Here is an 8,407-nt window from a genome sequence, read left to right as displayed (position 1 = left end):
CATGCTGAGCTGGCGAAGCATCTTATCAGGTTAGCACGAATCGTTTCGCAGTGAGAAGATGCTTCGCCAGCTCAGCATGACAGGAGGCGCGAGCGAGATGCCTCGACTGCGCTCGGCATGACGACCTAATTACACCATAGCCAATCCCACCCGACCCGATGCCTAAGTCTTTGTTTGATAAAATCTGGGAAGCACACGTTGTAAAAGCCATTCCTGGCGGGCTGGAGGTGTTTTACATCGACCGGCACCTCATTCACGAAGTCACCAGCCCGCAGGCGTTCGACGAATTGCGCGAGCGGGGCCTGCCCTTGCTGCGCCCCAGCCAGATTGTGGCCACCGCCGACCACAACGTGCCCACCCGCAACCAGCACCTGTCTATTGCCGACCCCATTTCGCGCTCCCAGGTTGATAAATTGACCGAGAATTGCGCCAGCTTCGGCGTCGAGCTATTCGGATTAGGGCACCAGAACCAGGGGATTGTACACGTCATCGGGCCGGAACTGGGCCTCACCCAACCGGGCATGACCATTGTGTGCGGCGACAGCCACACGTCCACGCACGGCGCCTTCGGCGCCATTGCCTTTGGCATCGGCACCAGCCAGGTCACGCAGGTGATGGCCACGCAATGCCTGCTCCTGAGCCGGCCCAAGCGCATGCGCATCACCATCGACGGCGAGATGCGGCCCGGGGTCACGGCCAAAGACCTCATTTTGCACGTCATTTCAGAGCTGGGCACGGGCGGGGCCACGGGCTACTTTGTGGAGTATGCCGGCAGTGCCATCCGCGCCCTGAGCATGGAAGGCCGCATGACGGTTTGCAACATGAGCATTGAAATGGGCGCCCGCGGCGGCCTCATTGCGCCCGATGCCACCACCTTCGCCTACCTGCACGGCCGGCCCTACGCCCCGCAGGGCGAGCGCTGGGAACAGGCCCTGGCCTACTGGCAAACGCTGTATTCCGACGAAGATGCCGACTTCGAAGCCGAACTCACCTTCGATGCCTCGGCCATCGCGCCCATGATTACCTACGGCACCAACCCCGGCATGGGCATCGCCCTCAACGGCCGCATCCCGGCGCAGGTAGCCGCCAGCGAAGCGGCCAGCTTCGACAAATCCCTGCAATACATGGGCTTCCGGCCGGGCGAGTCGTTGCTGGGTAAGGAAATCAACTACGTGTTCATCGGCAGCTGCACCAATTCGCGCATCGAAGACCTGCGTGCCGTGGCTGCCTACGTGCAGGGCAAACACAAGGCCGCCCACGTGGAGGCCATCATCGTGCCCGGCTCGAAATCGGTGGAGAAGCAGGCTATTGCCGAAGGCCTCGACAAAATTCTGTCCGCGGCTGGCTTTGAGCTGCGCGAGCCCGGCTGCAGCGCCTGCCTGGCCATGAACGACGACAAGATTCCGGCTGGCGCCTATTGCGTCTCCACCTCCAACCGAAACTTCGAAGGGCGGCAGGGGCCGGGGGCACGCACGCTGCTGGCTAGCCCGCTAGTGGCCGCCATCACGGCTGTCGAGGGCCGCATCGTCGACATCACGCAGTACCTGAATTAATCGATTTACCCAAACGAAAAAAGACCGTCATGCAGAGCGGAGCGCAGCGGAGTCGAAGCATCTCGCTCGCATCGTTGGACGATTGAATAACTACCACACGCGAGATGCTTCGCTGCGCTCTGCATGACGAACTGAAACCCATAAAACACTTCTGTTCATAAGAAAAAACTCTACACTATGCTCTGCTTATCAGTCTTTAAATACCGCCAAAGCGCCTCGGCCGGCTGGGTTAGCTACGCCGACGAAATGCGCCAACTGCCTTCTGCTCCGGAGGCTTCCCCTTCGTCAGACCGCCCTATTTCCTCCCCATCACCTTCGCCTGCTCATGGACAAGTTTCAGACCCTGCACTCGACGGCCGTACCGCTGCCGCTCGAAAATATTGACACCGACCAGATTATCCCGGCCCGGTTCCTGAAAGCGACCACCCGGGAGGGCTTCGGGGCCAATCTGTTTGCCGACTGGCGGTACGCCTCCGACGGCCGGCCCAAACACGGCTTTGTGCTGAACGACACCCGCTACCACGGCCAGATTCTCATTGCCGGCCAGAACTTCGGCTGTGGCTCCAGCCGCGAGCACGCCGCTTGGGCCCTGTATGACGCCGGTTTCAAAGTGGTTGTCTCCAGCGAGTTTGCCGACATATTCCGCGGCAATGCCCTGAATACCGGCCTGCTGCCGCTGCAAGTGACGCCCGAAGTGCTGCACCGCCTCGTGGCACGGGTGACGCACTACCCCAACACCCAACTCGTGGTGGACCTGCCGGCCCAAACCCTCACCGTGCCGGTGTGGGAGGAAAGCTTCCACTTCGACCTCGACCCCTACAAAAAAGAGTGCCTCATTAACGGCTACGACGACATCGACTACCTGCTCAGCCAGCGGGACGCCATTACCACCTACGAAGAGCAACGCACATGGATTATTTAAGCAAACGAATTGCCGTATTGCCCGGCGACGGCATCGGCCCGGAAGTGTGCGGCGAGGCCGTGCGCGTGCTGAAGGCCGTGGCCGAGCGGTTTGGGCACCACTTCACCTTCGACTACCGGCTGATGGGCGCCTGCGCCATCGACGCCACCGGCGTGCCGCTGCCCGACGCCACCCTCGACGCCTGCCACCGCGCCGACGCCGTGCTGCTCGGTGCCATCGGCGACCCGAAGTACGACAACGACCCGACCGCCAAAGTGCGCCCCGAACAAGGCCTGCTGGGCCTGCGCAAAAGCCTGGGCCTGTACGCCAACATTCGCCCCGTGGTGGCCTACGAGCAGCTGTTGCAGCACTCACCCCTGCGCCCCGACCGCATTGCCGGCACCGACCTCATCATCTTTCGCGAGCTAACCGGCGGCGTGTACTTCGGCGAGAAAGGCCGCTTGCCCGACGGCACCGCCTTCGACAACTGCACCTACAACCGCGAAGAAATTGCGCGCATTGCCCACCGCGCGTTCCAGGCCGCCCAGGGCCGCCGCCAAAAGCTGACGCTGGTAGACAAGGCCAACGTGCTGGAAACCTCGCGCCTGTGGCGCGAAGTGGTGCAAGGCATTGCGCCCGATTACCCGGAAGTAGCCGTCGATTACCTGTTTGTCGACAACGCGGCCATGCAGCTCATCCTCAACCCGCGGCAGTTCGACGTGATGCTGACCGAGAACATGTTCGGCGACATTCTCTCCGACGAAGCCTCCGTGATTGCCGGCTCCTTGGGCCTGCTGCCGTCCGCTTCCATTGGCGACTCGGCCGCGCTGTTCGAGCCCATCCACGGCTCCTACCCGCAGGCCAAAGGCAAAGGCATCGCCAACCCCATTGCCGCCATCCTTTCGGCCGCCCTCATGCTCGACCATTTCGGCCTGCCCGAGGAAGCCTACGCCGTGCGCGCCGCCGTGCAAAACGCCCTAAACGAAGAAGTGCTTACCCCCGAACTCAACGCCGCCATGCGCTACACCACCGAGCAGGTAGGCAGCTTCATTGCCTACGGCGTGATGGACTTGGCCGAGTGTAGGTTCCACCAAAGCAATATTCGAGCGGGCATGAGCACCATCATTTAGCGAGTCTTGCAATACAGTAGCGCGGACTTTGCAATCCGCGTCCCCGCGCCGTACCACATTTCGCAAACGGCGCGGAGACGCGGACTGCAAAGTCCGCGCTACATTTTACCCGCATATCCCAATCCTTAACTCTTTTAACGGCGGCATTGCCTATATTTCCTCGACAACGCCCCTCTAATGCAAAGCCTGCTGCCCATTTTATTTGCATCCGTAGCTGGAATGGGCCATGCTTTTGAACCCGACCACCTGCTGGCTGTAGGTAACCTCATTTCGCGGCGCGACACCCTGGCCGAAGCCCTGCGCGACGGCATCTACTGGGGCCTGGGCCACACCACCACGCTGGTCGTCGTGGGCAGTATCATCCTGCTGGGCCGCGTCACGTTCCTCACCTCCGGCTACTTCGAAGCTGCCGTGGGGCTCATGCTCGTTGTCATGGGCATTAGCCGACTGCTCGACCAGCGCCGCCCGCCCGCCAAGGTGCGGCCCGGCGCCACGCCCTCCCGCGCCGCCTACGCCGTCGGCCTCCTCCACGGCTTGGCCGGCAGCGGCGCACTGGTGCTGCTGGTGATGAGCGAAATCCGTGACCCGTGGCTGAGCGTGCTCTACTTCGTGGTATTTGGTATTGGCTCCATCCTAGGCATGTTCATCGTGGCGGGGCTGTGCAGCGTGCCGTTCACCAAGCGCATGAAAATCAGCAGGACGCTGAAAACGGCCACGGTTACACTTTCTTCGCTTATCTGTATTCTATATGGTGGCTGGATGATTTATGGGAATGTGCGATGGTGACTCAAGCGTCGTGCGCCCGTCAACCTCACCCCCTGACCCCCTCTCCCCAGGAGAGGGGGCACCGGTCTTACTCCTGTCGTCAATCGTTAGGCTCCCCTCTCCGCGGGAGAGGGGCCGGGGGTGAGGTTCCGGCGTCAGGCGGCGTGGGCGAGATGCCTCGGCTACGTTCGGCATGACGTTCTTTCAACCATCCAGCCATCCACCAATTCACCCATTAACCCAATGCACCTTTCCCCCAAAGACCTCGACAAGCTCGTTCTCCACCAGGCCGGTTTCGTGGCCCAGAAGCGCTACGCCCGCGGCCTGCTCCTGAACTACCCCGAAGCCCTGGCCCTCATCGCCACGCAGCTGCTGGAGTTCATCCGCGACGGCGAGCGGGTGGCCGTGCTCATGGACAAGGGCAAGCAGCTGCTGGGCCTGGCCGACGTGCTGCCCGGCGTGGCCGACATGATTCACGAAGTCCAAATCGAAGGCACCTTCCCCGACGGCACCAAGCTCGTGACCGTGCACCACCCCATCTGCCGCGAAACCGGCGATGCCGCCCTGGCCCTCTACGGCTCCGGCCTGAGCAAAGCCCCAGCCCCCGGCGTCGCGCCCGACAACGCCAGCCACGCCCAGCCCGGCGAATACCAGCTGCTCCCGGCCGAGGTCATCCTCAACGAAAGCCGCGCCACGGTCGACGTGGACGTTGTGAACATGGGCGACCGGCCCGTGCAGGTCGGCTCGCACTACCCCTTCTTCGAAACCAACGCGGCGCTGCAATTCGACCGCGCGGCCGCCTACGGGTTCCGCCTCAACATCCCGGCCGGCACGGCGGTGCGCTTCGAGCCCGGCGAGCGCAAGCGCGTGCGCCTGGTGGCCCTGGCCGGCGAGCGCATCGTGTACGGCGGCAATGGGCTCATTGATGGGCAGCTGGATGGTGCTGGAAAGAAGCAGCAGGCGCTGGAGAAACTAGAGAAATAGCTTTTGAGTCCTAACAGGATTTCGTATTCTGCAATATGGAAAGACTGATTTCAAAAATTAAGGACACAATACTGCTAGGATTTGGGGTAATAGCCATCGGCCTATTCATTCTTGTCATCCTGCCTACCATTCCATTCTTTTTAATTTATTCTCACTTCAGCAACAAGCAGTTTGAAAAGAATTATAAACTGTTTTTAGAGCGAATGAATGGCACTTGTTTCTTCTGTTATAATAGTCGCAAAAGCAGCGTCGAATTTGCTAGAGAAGTTATTGTGCCCGAATTGGATTCTTCAGTTGTAGTTGTTTTTGTAGATGGAAAAAAAGTGGATTTCGGCACGGATAGCCAATATGTCTCAAAAATGCTTTACAGCGTCAAAGAGCGAAAAGGCTTTCCATATCTGCTGAAAGTTGAGGACGCGCAGGTAATTGACACTTCGGTGAATAATCAATTTTATAGCATCATGATTGGCCGTAAACCAATAGCGCCACTTCTGGACAGAATCAACGCTTTTTTCAATTCTACGCCGCCAGTCTTACCCAATTAATATGTCCCTCCCCATCTCCCGTCGCGCGTATGCCGACATGTACGGCCCCACCACCGGCGACCGGGTGCGCCTCGGCGATACTGGCCTGCTGATTGAAGTTGAACGCGACTATTGCGTGTACGGCGAGGAATGCAAGTTCGGCGGCGGCAAGGTGCTGCGCGACGGCATGGGCCAGGCCGCCGGCATCGGGCAGGCCGACGCGATGGATTTGGTCATCACCAACGCGCTGGTGGTCGATTACACCGGCATTTTCAAGGCCGACATCGGCATCAAAGGCGGGCGCATCGTGGGTATCGGCAAGGCCGGCAACCCGCACATCATGCCCGGCGTCACGCCCGGCATGGTGGTGGGCGTCACCACCGAAGTCATTGCCGGCGAAGGCCAGCTGCTCACCGCCGGCGGCATCGACTGCCACATCCATTTCATCAGCCCCCAGCAGATTCCCGAGGCGCTGGCCTCCGGCGTCACCACCATGATTGGGGGCGGCACCGGGCCGGCGGCCGGCACCAACGCCACCACCTGCACGCCCGGCGCCTTCTACCTCGAAACCATGCTGAAGGCCACCGAGGCCTACCCGCTCAACTTCGGGTTTCTGGGCAAGGGCAACGCCTCCAAGCCGGAGGGGCTGCGCGAGCAGGCCGAGGCCGGAGCGCTGGGCTTCAAGCTGCACGAGGACTGGGGCACCACGCCGGCGGCCATCGACATGTGCCTGAGCATTGCCGAGGAATACGACGTGCAGGTCTGCATCCACACCGATACGCTGAACGAGAGCGGCTTCGTGGAAACGAGCACGGCGGCGTTTAAGGGCCGCACCATCCATTCCTACCACACCGAAGGGGCGGGGGGCGGCCACGCGCCCGACATCATCAAAATCTGCGGCGAGCCGAATGTCATCCCGTCGAGCACCAACCCCACGCGGCCCTTCACGGTGAACACCATCGACGAGCACCTCGACATGCTCATGGTCTGCCACCACCTCGACCGCAACATTCCCGAAGACGTGGCCTTCGCCGAAAGCCGCATCCGGGGCGAAACCATTGCCGCCGAAGACATCCTGCACGATATGGGTGCGCTCAGCATCATCAGCTCCGACTCGCAGGCCATGGGCCGGGTGGGCGAGGTCATCACCCGCACCTGGCAAACGGCCCACAAAATGAAGCAACAGCGCGGCTCCCTGCCCGAAGACGCTGCCACCGGCCAGGCCGACAACTTCCGCGTGCGCCGCTACGTGGCCAAGTACACCATCAACCCGGCCCGCGCTCACGGCATTTCGCACGAAGTCGGCTCCGTCGAAATCGGCAAGCTGGCCGACTTGGTGCTCTGGAAACCCGCCTTTTTCGGCGCCCGCCCGGAGATGATACTCAAAGGCGGCATCATCGCCCAATCGCAGATGGGCGACGCCAACGCCTCCATTCCCACACCGCAGCCATCGTTCTCACGCCCCATGTTCGGGGCGCTGGGCGGGGCCATCGGCAAAAGTTCGATGGTGTTCGTGTCCCGCGCCTCGGTAGCCCATGTGCAGGATAATTACGGCCTGACCAAGCAGGTAGTGGCCGTGAAAAACTGCCGCAACATCGGCAAAAAGGACATGGCTTTGAACGACTACCTGCCTAATATTTCAGTTGACCCCGAGACATACCGCGTGATGGTAGACGGCGTGCACTTGACCTGCGAGCCGGCCGAGGTGCTGCCGCTGGCGCAGCTGTATAATTTGTTTTAGGATGTAGCGCGGACTTTTAGTCCGCGAGTTCAACACAATCCACGCGCGGACTAAAAGTCCGCGCTACATTCCATGCAATTCGCTCGGCTCCTGCACCTCGTCGATTCAGCCCTTCCCACTGGCTCGTTCGCCTATTCCTACGGGCTGGAAAGCAGCATCACCTTCGGGCTGGTGAATACACCATTTGCGCTGCGGAATTACCTGTATTCATACTTGCAGCAAGCCGGCAGTGCGGAGTTGCCATTCATCAATTCTGCTTTCCAGCTCACTGAACAGAGCCCCAAATTTCAAACGGTAGCTGAAGAATACGATGCCCAATTGCTGGTGCCCGCGCTCTACAAAGCCAGTTCCGTGCAAGGCCGCAACTGGTTGAAGCTCCTCGTCGCTTTTTACCCTGACGCAAACCTCGAATCCATTACCCAGTGGTTCGTGGCTCAAAATATCCCGCCGCATTTCACGCTGGTTTTCACACTGGCCTTGCAGCGGGCCGGCTTTGCATTGGAGGAGCTACAGGCCATGTACCTGCATATGCTCCTCCGCGACCAGCTCAGCGCCGCCATTCGCCTCGGTTTTCTGGGGCCGCTGGAGGGCCACCAGCTGCAACACGATTTCTACGCGGTGTTTGAGCACATTTTGGCGGCGCAAGCAGGAAAGGAGTACCATGAGGCGGTTCGCTCCGCGTTTTTGCTCGATGCTGCGCAGGTGTTGCACGAGGATATTTACTCCAAGCTTTTCCAGAACTAAGTAGCGCGGACTTTTAGTCCGCGGTTCCACATCATTCCACCCAATCGCGGACTAAAAGTCCGCGC

At 60.6% G+C, this 8,407-nt stretch carries 8 protein-coding genes; all 8 read left to right on the top strand.

The genetic code is table 11. From position 1 onward, the window contains the following. The first annotated feature begins 158 nt into the window (after positions 1 to 158). The 8 genes from leuC to VF629_RS01535 all read left to right on the top strand — a co-directional run bounded on the left by leuC (position 159) and on the right by VF629_RS01535 (position 8,342). On the top strand, positions 159 to 1,553 hold the full coding sequence (gene leuC, locus VF629_RS01570; RefSeq protein ID WP_331056684.1) for a 3-isopropylmalate dehydratase large subunit: 1,395 nt from the start codon (positions 159 to 161) through the stop codon (positions 1,551 to 1,553). 319 nt (positions 1,554 to 1,872) lie between these two features. Then, entirely contained in the window at positions 1,873 to 2,475 is a 603-nt protein-coding gene (gene leuD / locus VF629_RS01565; RefSeq protein ID WP_414653837.1) for a 3-isopropylmalate dehydratase small subunit, read from the top strand. After that, a complete protein-coding gene (gene leuB / locus VF629_RS01560) occupies positions 2,463 to 3,584 on the top strand; it encodes a 3-isopropylmalate dehydrogenase (RefSeq protein WP_331056682.1) in 1,122 nt (373 codons plus the stop codon). The genes leuD and leuB overlap by 13 nt, the downstream gene beginning before the upstream one ends. 219 nt (positions 3,585 to 3,803) lie before the next feature. Further along, the gene (locus VF629_RS01555) at positions 3,804 to 4,370 is read left to right on the top strand and encodes an urease accessory protein (RefSeq protein WP_331056681.1); all 567 of its coding nucleotides are present in this window, start codon (positions 3,804 to 3,806) and stop codon (positions 4,368 to 4,370) included. Between the two features lie 222 nt (positions 4,371 to 4,592). Then, a complete protein-coding gene (locus VF629_RS01550; RefSeq protein ID WP_331056680.1) occupies positions 4,593 to 5,333 on the top strand; it encodes an urease subunit beta in 741 nt (246 codons plus the stop codon). A 35-nt stretch (positions 5,334 to 5,368) separates the two neighbouring features. After that, the gene (locus tag VF629_RS01545) at positions 5,369 to 5,878 is read left to right on the top strand and encodes a hypothetical protein (protein ID WP_331056679.1); all 510 of its coding nucleotides are present in this window, start codon (positions 5,369 to 5,371) and stop codon (positions 5,876 to 5,878) included. 1 nt (position 5,879) lies between these two features. Beyond that, a complete protein-coding gene (gene ureC, locus VF629_RS01540; protein ID WP_331056678.1) occupies positions 5,880 to 7,598 on the top strand; it encodes an urease subunit alpha in 1,719 nt (572 codons plus the stop codon). Between the two features lie 72 nt (positions 7,599 to 7,670). Beyond that, on the top strand, positions 7,671 to 8,342 hold the full coding sequence (locus VF629_RS01535; protein ID WP_331056677.1) for an urease accessory protein UreF: 672 nt from the start codon (positions 7,671 to 7,673) through the stop codon (positions 8,340 to 8,342). Positions 8,343 to 8,407: the final 65 nt, after the last annotated feature.

This window comes from Hymenobacter sp. (assembly GCF_036388155.1).
Taxonomy (GTDB): domain Bacteria; phylum Bacteroidota; class Bacteroidia; order Cytophagales; family Hymenobacteraceae; genus Hymenobacter.
The sequence above is the reverse complement of the archived record's forward strand: the minus strand, read 5'-3'. Positions and strand labels throughout refer to the sequence as shown.